This is a genomic window from Paractinoplanes atraurantiacus (assembly GCF_900215205.1).
Taxonomy (GTDB): domain Bacteria; phylum Actinomycetota; class Actinomycetes; order Mycobacteriales; family Micromonosporaceae; genus Actinoplanes; species Actinoplanes atraurantiacus.
Window position 1 is genome coordinate 351752 of record NZ_OBDY01000004.1, and the last position, 15035, is coordinate 366786.

Below are 15035 nucleotides of genomic sequence, written 5' to 3' on the forward strand. Positions count from 1 at the left end.
CCGGGTGGCAGAGTCGGTGACGTGAGCGATGAGAAGAAGGCCGCGCTGAGTCCGCGCCGGCTCGTGGTGGTGTTTCAGTCGGCCGTGGGTGAGGCGATGCTGCGGCTCGGTCTCGATCTCGGGTTTCAGACGGTGCTGGTGGAGCCGGATGAGACGCGGCTGCAAGGGCTGCCCAAGGCGCACGGGGACTCGTTCGTGCACGACCTCACGGCGGCTCGGCTCGATGAGCACACCGATGTGGTGCTGAGCGACCATCACCGAGCCGAGATCGGCGACGTGTTGCAGGAAGCGCTCGCCGCGGAGACCCGGTGGATCGGGATCGTCGGGAATCCCAAGGTCGAGGGGCCTCACGTGGCCGCGCTGCGGGAGCGCGGCGCCGGTGAGGAGCAGATCAAGCGGGTGCACCGCCCGATCGGCCTGAACATCGGGTCGCGGACGCCGGCCGAGATCGCTGTGGCGACCCTGGCGGGGCTGATCGCGGACCGGAACGGCCGACCGGGCGGGTTCGAGTTCTAGGCCCCCGGGAGGCGCTTGAGGAGGTAGTCCTCGATCTGGGACAGGGCGACCCGCTCCTGCTTCATCGTGTCGCGGTCGCGGACCGTGACCGCGTCGTCGGTCAGGGTGTCGAAGTCGACGGTGACGCAGAACGGGGTGCCGATCTCGTCCTGGCGGCGGTAGCGGCGGCCGATCGCCTGCGAGTCGTCGAACTCGACGATCCAGCGCTTGCGCAGGTCGGCGGCCAGGCCCCGGGCTTTCGGGGACAGGTCGGGGTTGCGCGAGAGCGGCAGCACCGCCACCTTGATCGGGGCCAGGCGGGGGTCGAAACGCATGACCGTCCGCTTGTCGACGCCGCCCTTGGTGTTCGGGGCCTCGTCCTCGTCGTACGCCTCGAGCAGGAAGGCCAGCACCGCGCGGGTGAGGCCGGCGGCCGGCTCGATCACGTACGGCACCCAGCGCTCCTGCTTCTCCTGGTCGAAGTAGGAGAGGTCGACGCCCGAGTGCTTCGAGTGGGTCGACAGGTCGAAGTCGGTGCGGTTGGCGATGCCCTCGAGCTCCGCGAACTCCGTACCACCGAATTGGAACCTGTATTCGATGTCCACGGTGCGCTTGGAGTAGTGCGACAGCTTCTCCGCCGGGTGCTCGAAGAAGCGGAGGTTGCTCTCCGAGAGTCCCAGGTCGCGGTACCAGTTCCAGCGCTCCTGGAGCCAGTAGTCGTGCCACGTCTCGTCGCTGCCGGGCTCGACGAAGAACTCCATCTCCATCTGCTCGAACTCACGCGTGCGGAAGATGAAGTTGCCCGGCGTGATCTCGTTGCGGAAGCTCTTGCCGATCTGCGCGATGCCGAACGGCGGCTTCTTGCGGGCGGCCTGGGCCACGTTGTTGTAGTTGACGAAGATGCCCTGCGCGGTCTCGGGCCGCAGGTAGTGCAGGCCCTCGGCGCTCTCGGTCGGGCCGAGGTAGGTCTTCATCAGGCCGTTGAACATCTTCGGCTCGGTGAAGGTGCCCTTGTTGCCGCAGTTCGGGCAGTTGAGCTCCTGGAGCGAGGCCGGCGGCGAGCCGTGCTTGGCCTCCCACGCCTCCTCGAGGTGGTCGGCGCGGAACCGCTTGTGGCAGGACTGGCACTCGGTCAGCGGGTCGACGAACGCGTCGAGGTGGCCGGAGGCCGCCCACACGTCGCGCGCGAGGATGACGGCGGAGTCGAGGCCGACGATGTCGTCGCGCTGCTGGACCATCGTGCGCCACCACTGGCGGCGGACGTTCTCCTTCAGCTCCACGCCCAGCGGACCGTAGTCCCAGGCCGAGCGGGTTCCTCCGTAGATCTCACTGGAGGGGAAGACGAAGCCACGGCGCTTGGCCAGGCTGACGACGGCATCGATACGGTCGGCGGGCATGTTCCTCCTACGCCGGCTGGGTGTCGGCGGGGACATCAGTATGGATCGGGACGAACAGAGAATTTACTCCGCGAGCTCGCACAGCTCGAACTCGCCCGTGGACGTGCTCTGGTCGAGCTCGGCGGTCAGCTGCTCGACGTCGCCGCCGGCGTAGGTCGCCTCGACGGGCACCGAGATGTCGTAGGTCAGGTCGGCTTCACCGAGACGCCACGAGACGATCGGCTCCTCGGCCGAGACCCGGGCGCGGAAATCGGCCTGGGACTCCCGGCGCCGGGCGCTTTCGCAGAGATCGTCGTACGCCGCCGCGTAGTTCCCGGCCTTCAGCGCGTTCAGATAGTCGTCGACCGCGGCGTGGGCCTGCTCCTGGAGGGCGCTGGACCCGGCCGAGACGAGGCCGATGAGCGCCGCGACGCCGCCGCCGCAGACCAGCACCATCACCGTGCCGGCGATGCCGAGGCCCATGCCGATGCGCCGGCCCTTTCCCTCGACCGGCGGCGCCGGGAAGGGCGGCTGCACGCCGGGACCCCGAGGGGGCGGCGGGACGAAGGGCGGCGCCGTGGTCATGTCGGCAACAGTAGTCGTCAGCGCCAGGGCTCGGAGGCCCGGTCGCTCTCCGCCTCGACCACCGGTGAGCCGGGCGCGGCCGAGGCGAGCGTCTCGAACGCGGACGGCTCGTCGAGCGAGCGGGCGAGCAGCGGGGTGGCGTTCACCTTCACCTCGAAGGCGCCCAGCGCGCGCCGGTAGGCTCCCACCGACTCCCATTCGGTGACGAGCGTCCATCGGGTGGGGTCCTCGAGCGCGCGGGCGAGCCGCCCGGAGAGATATCCGGGTCGCTCGGCCAGGGCGGCGAGGGCGGCGTGGGCCTGGGCGACGAATTCCTCGCGCGTGTCCGGTGGCACGTCGAAGCGGTTGAGCACCAGCATGGCGACAGGGTACGAGAGGCGAGACAGGGGTGACGCGGTGACACCGTCCGACAATGTGCTGCGCCGGCTGGCCCGGGTGAGCCCGACCACGGCCTTCATCGTGGCGCTGGCCGTTCTGATGGCGGGCCTGTTCCTGCCCGGCATCGTCGGGGCGGCCTTGTTGTTCCTGCTCGGGGCGGGCCTGGCCACGCTGACCTTCACGACCTGGCCGGTGCAGTCGCCGTCGACCCGCGTCATCCGGGTGATCATGCTCGTTCTTCTTCTCGCCGCGGCGATCGCCAAGGCGCTGTGACGCGACCCATGCGCTTTTGACAATCATTATCATTGTCGGCGACAGTAGATGCTATGCGCCGCCGCCTCTTCGCCCTCCTGCTCCCACTGGCATTCGTGGCGGGCTGCGGCAGCGGCTCCGCGACCGAGGACGGCAAGCTGGCCGTGGTCACCGCCTTCTACCCGCTGCAGTTCCTCAGCGAGCGCATCGGCGGCGACCAGGTGAGCGTCTCCAACCTCACCAAGCCCGGCGCCGAGCCGCATGACATCGAGCTCACCCCGCGCCAGGTGGGTGACGTCGCGGGCGCCGGCCTGGTCGTCTATCTCAAGGGCTTCCAGCCGGCGGTCGACGAGGCCGTCGCCCAGGAGGGCAAGGACCACGCGTTCGACGCCGCCTCGGTGGTCAGCCTGCTGGCCGCGACCGAGGACGACGACCACGAGCACGAGACGGCCGAGGGCGGCATGGACCCGCACGTCTGGCTCGACCCGGTCCGCTTCGCCACCATCGCCGACAAGCTCGGCGAGCGCCTCGGCCAGGCCGACCCCGAGCACGCCGCCGACTACAAGGCCCGGGCCACGGCCCTGCACGCCGAGCTCGACAAGCTGAACACCGAATACGCGACCGGGCTCAAGACCTGTGCGCGCCGGGAACTGGTGACCAGCCACGAGGCGTTCCACTACCTGGCCGACCGCTACGACCTCACCGAGGTCGGCATCACCGGCATCTCGCCCGAGGCCGAGCCCTCCCCGCAGCGTCTGGCCGAGGTGGCCAGGACGGCCAAGGAGACCGGCACCACCACGATCTTCTTCGAGACGCTGGTCAGCCCGGCCGTGGCCGAGACCATCGCCCGCGAGGTCGGCGCCAAGACCGCCGTCCTCGACCCCCTGGAAGGCCTCACCGACAGCAACGCCGATTACTTCTCCGTGATGCGCGCCAACCTGACCGCCATCACCACCGCACTGGGGTGCACAGCATGAGCATCGTCGACGTACGCCATCTGGCCGTCGGATACGAGGGCCGGGAGATCCTGCACGACGTCTCCCTGAGCGTCGACCAGAAAGAGGTCGTCGCCATCCTCGGCGCCAACGGATCCGGCAAGTCCACGCTGATCCGCACGATCCTCGGCCTGGTACCGATCGGCCGCGGCGAGATCGACCTGTTCGAGACGCCGCAGCGGCGCTTCAAGCAGTGGGCCCGGGTCGGCTATGTGCCGCAGCGTCTCGGCGCCGGCAGCGGGGTGCCGGCCACGGTCGGCGAGGTCGTCGCCTCGGGCCGCCTGGCCCGCCGCGGCATCTTCCGGCTGCCCGGCGCGGCCGACAAGACGGCCGTGCGCGACGCGCTGACCGATGTCGGCCTGCTCGACCGCATCAACGACCCGGTCTCCACGCTCTCGGGTGGGCAGCAGCAGCGTACGTTGATCGCCCGGGCCCTGGCCGGCAAGCCGGACCTGCTGGTCCTGGACGAGCCCACCGCCGGTGTCGACGCGGCCAGCCAGGAGGCGTTCGCGGCCGCGCTGGGCCGCTTCGGCGACGGCGGCGGCACGATCCTGCTGGTGGCGCACGAGCTCGGCCCGCTGCGCCCGCTGATCGACCGGGCCGTCGTGGTGCACGAGGGCCGCATCGCCTTCGAGGGCGCCCCGCCCGAGCCGGCCGGCCATCACGCCGAGCCCGATCACGACCACGTGCATCCGCACGCCGTCCAGCCCACCGCGGGCATCTGCGAGTGGGCGCCCACAGACCGCATGGCGGCGAACTGAAACCATGCCCGTCCAACCACCCCACCACCGCCCTTCAAAGGACTAAAGGCTGTGGATCTTTTCCAGTACGACTTCATGATGCGTGCCCTGGCCGGCGCGCTCATCATCGGTTTGGCCGCCCCGTCGCTCGGCATCTACCTGGTGCAGCGGCGGCTGTCGCTGATCGGCGACGGCATCGGCCACGTCGCCCTGACCGGCGTCGGCGTCGGCCTGCTGCTCAACCAGTCCCCCGTGCTGGCCGCCGTCATCGTCTCGGCGGCCGGCGCGATCGGCGTCGAGCTGATCCGCGAGCGCGGCCGCACCTCGGGCGACCTCGCCCTGGCCCTGCTCTTCTACGGCGGCATCGCCGGCGGCGTGGTGCTGGTGTCGCTCTCCGACGACGCGAGCAGCAACAGTCTGATCCAATACCTGTTCGGCTCCCTCATCACGACGTCGCCGACCGACATCGCGCTGATCGCCGTCCTGGGCGCGCTGGTCCTGATCGCGATGCTCGCCTTCCGGCCCGCGCTGTTCGCGGTCTGCAACGACGAGGAGTACGCCCGGGTGAGCGGCCTTCCCGTCCGTACCCTCAATCTCCTGATGGCCGTGACCACCGCCGTCACCGTGACCATCGCCATGCGGACCGTCGGATTGTTGCTGGTCTCGGCCCTGATGGTCATCCCGGTGGCCGCCGCCCAGCAGGTGACCCGCGGCTTCCGCAGCACGATGGTGGCGGCGATGCTGATCGGCGTCGGCGCGGCCGGCGCCGGCGTGGTCTTCTCGGCCGAGGTGGACACCCCGCCCGGCGCGACAACGGTCATCCTGGCCCTGGCCATCTTCGTCGCGATCGCCGTCGGCGGCGCGACCTGGCGGATGCTGCGCCGCCGGTCCCATCCGCCGCGCGAGGTGGAGCCCCCTGACGTGGTTCTCCAGGAGGCGTGACAATGGGTTACGAGGCATTCGAGCCGGCCGGCGAGCTGCTGCGGGCGCTCTCCGCGCCGATCCGCGTGGCGATCGTCGCCGAGCTGGGCGCCGGCGAGCGCTGCGTTCATGAGCTGGTGGAGAAACTGGGGGCGCCGCAGCCGCTGGTGTCGCAGCATCTGCGGGTGCTGCGCGGCGCGGGCGTGGTGCGAGGTGCACGACGGGGCCGGGAGATCGCATACTCCCTGGTGGACGACCACGTCGCCCACATCGTCGCCGACGCCGTCAGCCATGCGAGGGAGGTTCGTTCGTGAGCACCGAGAGTCAGCAGCGCAACACCAAGCAGCGCAGCGCGGTCAGCGCCGTGCTGGCCGAGACCGAGGGCTTCAACAGCGCTCAGGAGCTGCACGCCATCCTGCGCGAGCGGGGTGAGCGGGTGGGGCTGACCACCGTCTACCGCACGTTGCAGGGCCTGGCCGACGCCGGCGAGATCGACGTGATGCGCCCGCCCGGCGGCGAGCACCTCTACCGCCGCTGCAGCCAGGGACACCATCACCACCTGGTGTGCCGCTCGTGCGGCCGCGCGGTCGAGGTGGAGGGCCCGGCCGTGGAGTCGTGGGCCGACAAGGTAGCGGGCAAGCACGGCTTCGTCGACGTCTCCCACACGATGGAGATCTTCGGAACCTGCCCCGAGTGCGCGGCCAAGCGCTAGGACTGAGCACATGGGACCCTGACGGCGTGAAGCTCTATGCCGACAGGATCCCCACCGCCGTCCGCCAGCTGATCACCGACATCGTCGTGGTGATCTGGGTCTACCTCTGGGTTCGCGCCGGCCTGTGGGTGCACGACATGGTCGAGAAGCTGGGCGTCCCCGGCGCCAAGCTGGAGAGCGCGGGCGGCGGCATCGCCGACAACCTGGCCGACGCCGGCGGCAAGGTCGGCAAGGTGCCGCTCGTCGGCGACCAGCTGGTCAAGCCGTTCACCGGCGCCGCCGACGCGGCCCGCAACCTGGCCGAGGCCGGGCGCCAGCAGCAGGAGATCGTCGACCAGATGGCCGTCATCATGGCCCTGGCCGCGGTCGCCGTGCCGCTGGCGCTGGTGCTCTTCGTGTGGCTGCCGCTGCGGATCCGCTGGATCCGCCGGGCCGGGGTCGCCACCTCCGTACGCAATGATCCGGCCGGCCGTGACCTGCTCGCCCTGCGTGCCCTGGCCGGCCAGCCGCTGAACCGGCTGGCCAAGATGGGCCCGGACATCGCGCAGAGCTGGCGCAACGGCGACCCCGAGGCGGTCGACGCCCTGGCCGAGCTGGAGCTCAGTCGCCTCGGCCTGAAAGGCTCTCGTCGCTAGCCTCGGCGTAGTCCTCCTCGGCGTCCTCGTCGTCCTCGTCGATCCAGTTGCGGCGCAGCCACGGGATCCCGGCCCAGAAGGTCAGGAAGAACAGGGCGGTGAGGGAGCTGAAGATGAAGGCGATCGGGCGGTCCAGGATGAAGTCGGTGACCAGCAGGACGCTGGCCGCCATCGAGACCAGCAGGAACGCGAGGCCGCCGGTCGCCATCCGGTGGGCGTAACGGACCAGCTCGGGCTTGCGGCCCTGGCGGAACAGCGCCCGGTGGAAGGCGACCGGCGCGATGATCATCGCGGTGGCGCCGGCGGCGGCGAGCAGCGCCACCACGTACGTGTCCTTCTGGAACTGGGTGACCTTGGGGAAGCCGTTGCTGAACGGCAGGGTCAGCAGGAACGCGAACAGGATCTGGATGCCGGTCTGCGCGACCCGCAGCTCCTGGAGGAGATCGGCGAAGTTGCGGTCCCAGCGTTGTTTCTCCGACTCGTGCTTCATCCGCGGCTTCTCGGGTGGCATGCCGCGACGAGTACCCCGAGATGAACGTGAATCAAACTCCCTGGATACGTGTAATGGCCGCCTCGGACAGGGCGGTCGCCGCCTGTTCCGGCACCCAGTGGCTGATACCACGCATAGCGACCATCTGATAGTCGGCGTCGACCCAGTCGCGGGTGCGCAGCGCGGCGGTCAGCGAGACCACGCCGTCCTTGTCACTCCAGACGTACGTGGTGGGCACGCTGATCAGGCGTACGTCCTTGAGCTGGTCGAACGTCAGGGCCCGGTACCAGTTCAGGCCGCCGGTGAGCCGGCCCGGCTCGCGGTTGGCCTCGACGTAGAGCTCGGCCCGCTCGCCGATCGGCTTGAGCATCCAGCGCAGGGCGGCGGCGTCGTTGGCCAGCAGCAGGCGCTCGGCGGCGGCCGACTGGAAGACCTTGAAGTACGCCAGCCGGGCCCGTTGGGCGGGGCGGGTCCGCAGCGCGAGTTGCAGCGCCTTGGGGTGCGGGACGGAGACCGCGGTGAGGGTGCGGACCCGCTCGGGGTGCCAGGCGGCAAGCATCCAGCCGACGTTGGCGCCCCAGTCGTGGCCGATGACGTGGGCCGACTCCAGGCCGAGGGCGTCGAGCACGCCGACCGCGTCGGCGACGGCCTCGGTGATCCGGTACGCGCCGACGTCCGCCGGGCGGGCGCCCGGGGAGACGCCGCGCTGATCCATGGCGTACGTCCGCAATCCCGCCTCGTGCAGTTTCGGCGCGAGAAGGTCGAACTCGCGGTGGTCCTGCGGGAAGCCGTGCAGCAACAGAACCGGGTCGCCCTCGGACGGGCCGCCCTCGAAGACGTCGAACGTCAAACCCCGGGCCTTGATCTCCATGTGTGATCACCCCTCGGTAGGCGGAATGAAAAAACCGGTGTTAGCGTCATCGAAACTAATGCAAGCCGACAGGGGAGCGCACAGCGCTGAGAGTGCGGGTGACACCGCAGACCCTCGTACCTGATCTGGGTAATGCCAGCGCAGGAAGCTCGGGAGGAACCACATGTCATCTCGATGGCGCACCATCGACATCGTCATCGCCTCGATCATCGCCGTCGCCTTCGGCGTGATCTTCTGGGCGTGGGGCCTGCTCTGGAACGGCCCCGCCGACGCCATCCCGCTACCCGGCCGGGCCGTGATCTACGGCGTCTGGCTGGTGCCGGCCGTCCTCGGCGCCCTGATCGTCCGCAAGCCGGGCGCCGCCTTCTACACCCTCACCCTGGCCGCGCTGGTGTCGGCCGCGATCGGCACCAGTTGGGGCTGGACCCTGGTCATCCAGGGCCCGCTCGAGGCCCTGGGCGCCGAGCTCGTGTTCGCCGCCTTCGCCTACAAGGTCTACAACCTGCCGGTGGCCCTCATCGCGGCCACCACGGCCGGGCTGGTGGCCTCGGTCTACGACGCCTTCGTCTGGTACGGCGGCACGTCGTGGGCCACCATGCGGATCTGGTACATCGTCATCACCGCGCTGTCGGCGCTGGTCATCGCTGGTTTCGGCAGTGTCGCGCTGACTCGCGCCCTGGCACAGACCGGCGTTCTCGACCGGTTCCCGGCGGGCCGGTCGCGCGCACTGGTCTGATCTGTTCTCATTCCCGACATGAGCGAGGTCGTTCTCCGCGGTTTCGGCTGGCGGCACGCGGGCCGTCGCGCCTGGGCCGTCCGCGAGGTCGACCTGCGGATCGCGCACGGCGAGCGGGTGCTCCTGCTCGGTCCTTCCGGGGCCGGCAAGAGCACCCTGCTGGCCGCGCTGGCCGGCCTGCTGCCGGAGGACTCGGGCGAGTCCGAGGGCACCATCGAGATCGACGGGCTCGACCCGCGCAAGGCCCGTGACCAGGTCGGCATCGTCTTCCAGGACCCGCAGACCCAGCTCGTGATGGCCCGCAGCGGCGACGACGTGGCGTTCGGCCTGGAAAATCGCGGTGTGCCGCCGGCCGACATCTGGCCGCGGGTCAGCGACGCGCTCGACCGGGTCGGCTTCCCGTACCCGATCATCCGCTCGACCGCGGCGCTCTCCGGCGGCGAGGCCCAGCGGCTCGCGCTGGCCGGGGTGCTCGCCCTGCGCCCGCGCCTGCTGCTGCTCGACGAGCCGACGGCCAACCTCGATCCGGACGGGGCCGTCCTGGTCCGCGAGGCCATCTCCGCCCTGCGCCTCGACGCCTCCATGATCATCGTGGAGCACCGGGTGGCCGAGGCGCTGCCGCTGGTCGACCGGGTGGTCGTGCTCGAGCCGGGCGGGGGTGTGCGGGCCGACGGCGCGCCCGAGGTCGTGTTCGCGGCCTACGGCGACCGCCTGGCCGAGGAGGGCGTCTGGGTTCCGGGTTTCACGATTCCCCCTCTCAAATCAAGGTCAACGGCCGGTCCTTCCCTCGTACGCACGGAGCAGGCCACAGTCGCAGGACGCCTGGCCCCCGTGTCGCTCGGCGTGGGTGGGGGCGAGGTCCTGGCGGTGACCGGCCCCAACGGCGCCGGCAAGTCGACGCTGGCCCTGCTGCTGGGCGGCCTGCTGGCACCGACCGCGGGCCGGGTGCGCGCCTTCGACGATCCGAAGCCGCCGCACCGCTGGCGGGCGGCCACGCTCACCGGCCGGATCGGCTCGGTCTTCCAGAATCCGGAGCACCAGTTCGTCACTTCGCGGGTCGTCGACGAGCTGGCCCTGGGCCCGCGGCGGCTGGGCCGCTACGACCAGCAGGTGATCGACGACCTGCTGGAGCGGCTGCGCCTGACGAAGCTGGCGGCGGCCAACCCGTACACCCTCTCGGGCGGCGAAGCCCGCCGTCTCAGCGTGGCCACCGCCCTGGCCACGGCGCCGAGGCTGCTGGTGCTCGACGAGCCCACGTTCGGCCAGGACCGCCGCACGTGGATCGAACTGGTCACCCTGCTGGCCACGCTGCGCGACGACGGCCACGCGATCGTCGCGGTGACCCACGACGACGACTTCGTGCAGACCGTCGCCGACCGCACGTTCCCGCTGGGCACCCCGCGCCTGCCCGACCCCCTCCCCCGCCGGCGGCGCCTGTGAGCCTCCTTCCGCGGCGCGCCTTTTACCCTCGGCGGCGCACATGAGCTTCGTCCTTCAGCCGGTGGCCGATCCGGCGGCTCCCCTGGCCCGGCGCAATCCGGTGGCCAAGCTGGCCGCGGCGCTGCTCTTCACGCTGCCCCTGCTGTCCACTCTCGACCCGCTGACCCCCGCGATCGCCCTGGCGATCGAGCTGGCGGCGCTTCCCTTCTTCGGCGTACGCCTGTCGGTCCTGGCCCGCCGAGCCTGGCCGCTCCTGATCGCCGCGCTGGGCCTGCTGGCCACGATGGTCCTGTTCGCCGCCGACCGCGGCGGCCGCCTGCTGCTCGACCTGGGCCCGTTCGACATCACCACCGGCGTGCTGGTGTCGGCCCTCGGCCTGATCCTGCGCCTGTTCGCCATAGCCGTCCCCGGCGTGATCGTCTTCGCCACCACCGACCCCACCGACCTGGCCGACTCCCTGGTCCAGAACGCGAAGGCCCCACCCCGCTTCGCCATCGGCGCCCTGGCCGCCTTCCGCCTGCTCCCGTTGCTGGATCAGGAGTGGCAGATGATCACCCTGGCCCGCCGGGCCCGCGGCGTGGACGCCGGCCGCAACCCCGTAGCGGCCTCACGTCTGTTCATCTCGACGGCATTCGCCCTGCTGGTGGGAGCCTTGCGCCGAGGCGGCCGGCTGGCCGTGGCCATGGACGCCCGGGGCTTCGACTCCGGCATCCCCCGCACCTACGCCCGCCGCCAGATCTTCACCCCCGCCGACACAGCCCTCCTGATCGGCGCCACAGCCTTGTCCGCGACAGCCCTCGGCATCAGCATCGCCCTGGGCTTCTTCCGCCCGATCATCGGCTGAGCCGTCAGGCGATCGCCTGGCGGAGGGCGGTGAGGGCGTCCTCGATGATGGTGATGAGGGTGCGGTCGCCGGGCTGGTCGAGCCACTCGTCGAAGGAGACGAAGAGCAGCATCACGGCGGTCTCGGCCAGCAGCGCGGCCCGGAGCGGGTCGATGCCGCGGGCTTGGAAGCCGGCGCTGATGGCGAGCCTCAGCGAGTCTCTTTTGCGCAGGTCGCGCTCGCGGAGGCCGGGGTCGGAGCGGACGATCTCACGCCGTACGCGAAGCTCGTCGCGCCGGCCCTCGAAGCGCGCGGCGGTGACCGCGCGGAGGCCGTCGAGGATCACGGTCATCGGGTCGTCGCCGGCCGGGGCCTGCTCGATCATGCGGGTGGCCATGCCCGGGATCTCGTCGCCGCCGAAGAGCACCTCGCGCTTGTCGGCGAAGTGCCGGAAGAAGGTCCGGGTGGTCAGCCCGGCCCGCGCCGTGATCTGCGGAACCGTCGTGGCCGCGAAGCCCTGCTCGACGAAGAGCTCGATGGCCGCTTCCTCGAGGCGCTCACGCGCGCCGGGCCGCCATCTGCTCACACCCACCATCCTACGTGATGACATCACGTGTCATCACGAGCTACTGTCATGACACGCCATGTCATCGCAGTAGGGAGCACCCTCATGACCGCCGAAGTCTGGATCCTGGGCGGCACCGGCCGCAGCGCCCGGGCCATCGCCACCGAACTCCTGCGCCGAGGCATCGCCCCGACGCTGATCGGCCGCGACGCCACCCGCCTGTCCGCGGCCGCCGCCACCATCGGTGGCCGCGTTCATACGGTCGTCGCGCGCTCGCTGGAGGAGGCCGCTGACGAGATCCGGCGGCGCCGGCCCGCTGTTGTGATCAACACGGTGGGGCCGTTCGGTGCGACAGCGGAGCCGATCATTCGGGCCTGTCTGCCGGCGAGTCACTACGTCGACCTGGCCAATGACGTCGGGGCCGTCTCGGCCGTACTCAATCTGCATGAAGCCGCCGTGTCCGCCGGGCGTTCGCTGGTGACCGGCGCCGGTTTCGGCGTCACCGCGACGGAAAGCGTCGTGGTCAAGCTCTGCGCGGACCGTCCCGCGCCTTCGGACGTACGCGTCGACATGGTCCCGTCGTTGGCGATCGAGGCCGGCCGACTGGGCGAGGCCCTCGCCGCCACGATCCTCGAAGGCCTCCCGGGCGTCGAGGGTGGCGGACGGTTCGAGGGCCGCCGCTACCGTGACGGGCGCCTCGCCCCCGCCCGTCTGGCCGGCGACGCCCTGACCCTGACGCTGCCCGACGGCTCCTCGGTGACCACGGCCGGCATGCCGCTCGGCGAGCTCGTCGCCGCCCAGCGCGCCAGCGGCGCCCCTTCGGTGATCGCGGCGTCGAGCGAAGCACCCACCGCGCCGATCGCCCGCGCTTTCCTGCCCTTCGCCGCGTCGCTGCTGTCCATCGCCGCGCTGCGCTCGTTCGCCGTCCGCCGCCTGGCCGCCGTGCAGGTCAAGGCCCGCCCCCGCCCGCGCGAGCACTCGTGGGGCCACGCGCGGATCACCTGGCCCGACGGCACCGTCCGCGAGGGCTGGCTGCGCCTCGGCGACGCCCAGGACTTCACCGGCGCCGTCCCGGCCGAGGTCGCCCGCCGCCTGCTGGCCGGCGAGGGCCGGCCCGGCGCCTCGTTCCCCGCCGCCCTGTTCGGCCCCTCCTTGGCCGAGTCCTGCGGCGCCGACTACGTCCTCGCTGGGTTACCGTCGGCGTGACCACGCCGAGAGGGGATTTGCCATGCGGATCGCGGTGGCCGGGGCCAGTGGGAACATCGGCGCTCGCGTCGTCGCGGTTCTGGAACGGGACGGCCACGAGGTCGTACGGATCAGCCGGTCCCATGGCATCGACCTGCTCAAGGAAGACGGGATCGGCGACGCCCTGTCCGGTGTGGACGCCGTCGTCGACACCCTGAACGGGCCGGCGGTCGACCCGATGGAGGCCATCACCTGGTTCACCACCTCGACCCGCAACCTGCTCGCGGCCGAGGAACGGGCCGGCGTCCGCCACCACGTCCTGCTGTCGATCGCCTGCCTCTACCGGGTCGGCGGCAACGCCCACTACGCCGCCAAACGCGCCCAGGAGCAGGCCGTCATCGAGGGCCCGATCCCGTGGACCATCGTCCCGGCCACCCAGTTCCACGACTTCGCCGCCATGGTCGCCGACCGCACCGAGCGCGACGGCGCCGCCACCCTCGCGCCGCTGCTGCTCCAGCCGATCGCCCCCGGCGACGTGGCCGAGGTCCTGGCCGAGATCGCCCTGGGCACCCCTCAGGGCCGCTACGCCGACCTGGCCGGCCCCGAACCCCAGGACATGGTCGACATGGCCCGCCGCACCCACCAGGCACAGGGCCGCACGGTGAAACTGATCCCCACCTGGGACGGCGCCTTCAGCACCGAGATGGCCGGCAAGGTCATGCTCCCCGACCCGGGCAACGTCCGGATCGCCCCGACCACCTTCGACCAGTGGCTGGCCGAGCTGGAATGACCTTCATCGGGTGCGCGCCGTGCCGTGTGCCGCGAACGACGTGCGGTCGCCCCGCCAGCCTTCGCGGGGCACCGCCGCGTCCAACGCCGCCAGGTCTTTCTCCGCGAGCCTGACGCCGGCCGCCGCCGCGTTCTCCGCGACCCGCCGCCGGCTGCGGGTGCCAGGAATCGGCACCACATCCGGGCCGCGCGCCAGCAACCAGGCCAGGGCGAGCTGCCCGGGCGTGACACCGTGCGCCTCCGCCACCTCGGCCAGCGCCCGCACGAGAGCGAGGTTGGCCGGCAGATGCTCCGGCCCGAACCGGGGGTCGGCGCGGCGGAAGTCACCCACCGGGAACGGCCCGGCCGGCAGTGTTCCGGTCAGAAGCCCACGACCGAGCGGGCTGTACGGCACCAGCCCGGCACCGATCCTCCGGGCCGCCGGCACCACGTCGTCCTCGGGCTCGCGCCAGGCCAGGGACCACTCGAACTGCACGGCCGCGATCGGGTGCACCGCCGCGGCCTGGTCGAGCTGGGCCGGGTCGACCTCCGAGAGGCCGAGGTGACGGACCTTGCCCGCGGCGACGAGCTCGGCCATCGCGCCGACAGTGTCGGCGACCGGCACGTCCGGGTCGACCCGGTGCAGGTAGTACAGGTCGATGTGGTCGGCGCCGAGCCGCCGCAGCGACGCCTCGCAATATCCGCGCACGTTCCCGGGGCGCCCGTCGAGCCGGGTGCCGTGCTCGCCGCGGACGATGCCGAACTTGGTGGCCAGCACGACCTCGTCCCGGCGGCCGGCGATCGCACGGCCGACCAGCGTCTCGTTGTGCCCCTGTCCGTAGCTCATCGCCGTGTCGATCAGGGTGATGCCGTGATCGAGGGCGTCGCGGATGACGGCGGCCGACACCTCGTCGTCGGCCGGGCCGTAGGCCTGGGAGAAGCCCATGCAGCCGAGCCCGATCGCGGAGGTCGCCGGCCCGGTGGTCCCGAGCGTCTTCTGTTCCATGACGACGAGCCTCGGCCGCTCGCACTGATATGTCGAAGACTCATTGCCGCTGGCATTCATCG

The 15035-nt window shown here is 71.2% G+C and carries 20 protein-coding genes and 1 riboswitch; of the genes, 13 read left to right on the forward strand and 7 right to left on the reverse strand.

Going from position 1 to position 15035, the window contains the following annotated elements; all coding sequences use genetic code 11:
• Positions 1-21 precede the first annotated feature (21 nt).
• Positions 22-516 carry an XdhC family protein gene (locus CRP55_RS13570; RefSeq protein ID WP_245922969.1) on the forward strand — a complete coding sequence of 165 codons (495 nt, stop codon included), beginning with the start codon at positions 22-24 and terminating at the stop codon, positions 514-516.
• Here CRP55_RS13570 and CRP55_RS13575 read toward each other — a convergent pair.
• The 3 genes from CRP55_RS13575 to CRP55_RS13585 all read right to left on the reverse strand — a co-directional run bounded on the left by CRP55_RS13575 (position 513) and on the right by CRP55_RS13585 (position 2815).
• The gene (locus tag CRP55_RS13575) at positions 513-1892 is read right to left on the reverse strand and encodes a glycine--tRNA ligase (RefSeq protein ID WP_097320211.1); all 1380 of its coding nucleotides are present in this window, start codon (positions 1890-1892) and stop codon (positions 513-515) included. The genes CRP55_RS13570 and CRP55_RS13575 overlap by 4 nt on opposite strands.
• A 63-nt stretch (positions 1893-1955) precedes the next feature.
• Positions 1956-2456, reverse strand: a complete 501-nt coding sequence (locus tag CRP55_RS13580) for an Rv0361 family membrane protein (RefSeq protein ID WP_097320212.1) — start codon at positions 2454-2456, stop codon at positions 1956-1958.
• Positions 2457-2473: 17 nt separating this feature from the next.
• Positions 2474-2815: an antibiotic biosynthesis monooxygenase family protein gene (locus CRP55_RS13585; protein ID WP_097320213.1), complete on the reverse strand. Its 342-nt coding sequence runs from the start codon at positions 2813-2815 to the stop codon at positions 2474-2476.
• Positions 2816-2852: 37 nt separating this feature from the next.
• On the opposite strand from CRP55_RS13585, the gene CRP55_RS13590 reads away from it, so the two are divergent.
• The 7 genes from CRP55_RS13590 to CRP55_RS13620 are packed head-to-tail and all read left to right on the forward strand — an operon-like array spanning position 2853 to position 7089.
• A complete protein-coding gene (locus tag CRP55_RS13590) occupies positions 2853-3107 on the forward strand; it encodes a DUF6703 family protein (protein WP_097320214.1) in 255 nt (84 codons plus the stop codon).
• A 53-nt stretch (positions 3108-3160) separates the two neighbouring features.
• A complete protein-coding gene (locus CRP55_RS13595; RefSeq protein ID WP_097320215.1) occupies positions 3161-4063 on the forward strand; it encodes a metal ABC transporter substrate-binding protein in 903 nt (300 codons plus the stop codon).
• Positions 4060-4842 carry a metal ABC transporter ATP-binding protein gene (locus CRP55_RS13600; protein WP_097320216.1) on the forward strand — a complete coding sequence of 261 codons (783 nt, stop codon included), beginning with the start codon at positions 4060-4062 and terminating at the stop codon, positions 4840-4842. The genes CRP55_RS13595 and CRP55_RS13600 overlap by 4 nt, the downstream gene beginning before the upstream one ends.
• Before the next feature lie 51 nt (positions 4843-4893).
• A complete protein-coding gene (locus CRP55_RS13605) occupies positions 4894-5763 on the forward strand; it encodes a metal ABC transporter permease (protein WP_097320217.1) in 870 nt (289 codons plus the stop codon).
• A gap of 2 nt (positions 5764-5765) precedes the next feature.
• Positions 5766-6056, forward strand: a complete 291-nt coding sequence (locus tag CRP55_RS13610) for an ArsR/SmtB family transcription factor (RefSeq protein WP_097320218.1) — start codon at positions 5766-5768, stop codon at positions 6054-6056.
• A complete protein-coding gene (locus tag CRP55_RS13615) occupies positions 6053-6454 on the forward strand; it encodes a Fur family transcriptional regulator (RefSeq protein WP_097320219.1) in 402 nt (133 codons plus the stop codon). Before CRP55_RS13610 ends, CRP55_RS13615 begins: the two co-directional genes overlap by 4 nt.
• 26 nt (positions 6455-6480) lie before the next feature.
• On the forward strand, positions 6481-7089 hold the full coding sequence (locus CRP55_RS13620; protein WP_097320220.1) for a hypothetical protein: 609 nt from the start codon (positions 6481-6483) through the stop codon (positions 7087-7089).
• On the opposite strand, the gene CRP55_RS13625 is transcribed toward CRP55_RS13620, so the two are convergent.
• Together CRP55_RS13625 and CRP55_RS13630 are read right to left on the reverse strand one after the other, a co-directional pair.
• Positions 7055-7579, reverse strand: coding sequence for a DUF6328 family protein (locus CRP55_RS13625; protein WP_097320221.1), 525 nt, complete (start codon positions 7577-7579; stop codon positions 7055-7057). The two genes, CRP55_RS13620 and CRP55_RS13625, sit on opposite strands and share 35 nt — an antisense overlap.
• A gap of 52 nt (positions 7580-7631) precedes the next feature.
• Positions 7632-8450, reverse strand: coding sequence for an alpha/beta fold hydrolase (locus CRP55_RS13630; protein ID WP_097320222.1), 819 nt, complete (start codon positions 8448-8450; stop codon positions 7632-7634).
• A 60-nt stretch (positions 8451-8510) separates the two neighbouring features.
• Positions 8511-8615: riboswitch (TPP riboswitch) on the forward strand.
• Here CRP55_RS13630 and CRP55_RS13635 point away from each other — a divergent pair.
• From CRP55_RS13635 to CRP55_RS13645, 3 genes are all read left to right on the forward strand, one after another.
• On the forward strand, positions 8614-9186 hold the full coding sequence (locus CRP55_RS13635; protein WP_097320223.1) for an ECF transporter S component: 573 nt from the start codon (positions 8614-8616) through the stop codon (positions 9184-9186). It overlaps the preceding riboswitch by 2 nt.
• 18 nt (positions 9187-9204) lie before the next feature.
• Entirely contained in the window at positions 9205-10626 is a 1422-nt protein-coding gene (locus CRP55_RS13640; protein WP_097320224.1) for an ABC transporter ATP-binding protein, read from the forward strand.
• Between the two features lie 40 nt (positions 10627-10666).
• Positions 10667-11470: an energy-coupling factor transporter transmembrane component T family protein gene (locus CRP55_RS13645; protein ID WP_097320225.1), complete on the forward strand. Its 804-nt coding sequence runs from the start codon at positions 10667-10669 to the stop codon at positions 11468-11470.
• Positions 11471-11474: 4 nt separating this feature from the next.
• On the opposite strand, the gene CRP55_RS13650 is transcribed toward CRP55_RS13645, so the two are convergent.
• Positions 11475-12044 carry a TetR/AcrR family transcriptional regulator gene (locus tag CRP55_RS13650; RefSeq protein WP_438865790.1) on the reverse strand — a complete coding sequence of 190 codons (570 nt, stop codon included), beginning with the start codon at positions 12042-12044 and terminating at the stop codon, positions 11475-11477.
• 75 nt (positions 12045-12119) lie between these two features.
• Here CRP55_RS13650 and CRP55_RS13655 point away from each other — a divergent pair, with 75 nt between their 5' ends.
• Both CRP55_RS13655 and CRP55_RS13660 read left to right on the forward strand, forming a co-directional pair.
• The gene (locus tag CRP55_RS13655) at positions 12120-13220 is read left to right on the forward strand and encodes a saccharopine dehydrogenase family protein (protein ID WP_097320226.1); all 1101 of its coding nucleotides are present in this window, start codon (positions 12120-12122) and stop codon (positions 13218-13220) included.
• Positions 13221-13242: 22 nt separating this feature from the next.
• Positions 13243-13989 carry an SDR family oxidoreductase gene (locus tag CRP55_RS13660; protein WP_097320227.1) on the forward strand — a complete coding sequence of 249 codons (747 nt, stop codon included), beginning with the start codon at positions 13243-13245 and terminating at the stop codon, positions 13987-13989.
• A gap of 3 nt (positions 13990-13992) precedes the next feature.
• Here CRP55_RS13660 and CRP55_RS13665 read toward each other — a convergent pair whose 3' ends face one another.
• Positions 13993-14973, reverse strand: a complete 981-nt coding sequence (locus tag CRP55_RS13665) for an aldo/keto reductase (protein WP_218854392.1) — start codon at positions 14971-14973, stop codon at positions 13993-13995.
• Positions 14974-15035 lie beyond the last annotated feature (62 nt).